The following is a 663-nucleotide window of genomic DNA, read 5'->3' as shown; positions in this document are numbered from 1 at the left end:
AGAACACGTCTTCCACGGGCATCAGGAAGGCGCCGTCCACTGCGCGGTCAGGCGTGGGGATGTAGCTGTCCAGGGCTTCTGCCAGCTTCATGATGGCTTCTTCACCCAGCTTGCCCTTGTCGCCTTCCAGGGCGAGCTTGGCGGAGCCACGGATGATGGGGGTGTCGTCGCCTGGGAAGTCGTACTTGTCCAGGAGTTCGCGCACTTCCATTTCGACGAGTTCCAGCAGTTCTTCGTCGTCCACCATGTCGCACTTGTTCAGGAACACGATGATGTAAGGCACGCCCACCTGGCGAGCCAGCAAGATGTGTTCGCGGGTCTGGGGCATGGGGCCGTCAGCGGCCGAGCACACCAGAATGGCGCCGTCCATCTGGGCAGCGCCGGTGATCATGTTCTTCACATAGTCGGCGTGACCGGGGCAGTCCACGTGGGCGTAGTGGCGTGCAGCCGTTTCGTATTCCACGTGGGCGGTGTTGATCGTGATGCCGCGGGCCTTTTCTTCGGGCGCTGCGTCGATCTGGTCGTAGGCCTTGGCTTCGCCGCCGAACTTGGCGGACAGCACGGTAGCGATGGCTGCCGTCAGCGTCGTCTTGCCATGGTCCACGTGGCCGATCGTGCCCACGTTGACGTGGGGCTTGGTACGTTCGAACTTACCTTTTGCCA

At 62.1% G+C, this 663-nt stretch carries 1 protein-coding gene; it reads right to left on the bottom strand.

Annotated features, from left to right (window positions below; all coding sequences use genetic code 11):
- A partial coding sequence (locus tag KYG_RS22365) for a GTP-binding protein (protein ID WP_008907216.1) occupies window positions 1–663 on the bottom strand: 663 nt, incomplete at both ends.

It is taken from the genome of Acidovorax sp. NO-1 (genome assembly GCF_000238595.1).
Lineage (GTDB): Bacteria > Pseudomonadota > Gammaproteobacteria > Burkholderiales > Burkholderiaceae_C > Acidovorax.
This window is presented reverse-complemented; position numbering and strand designations above follow the sequence as displayed.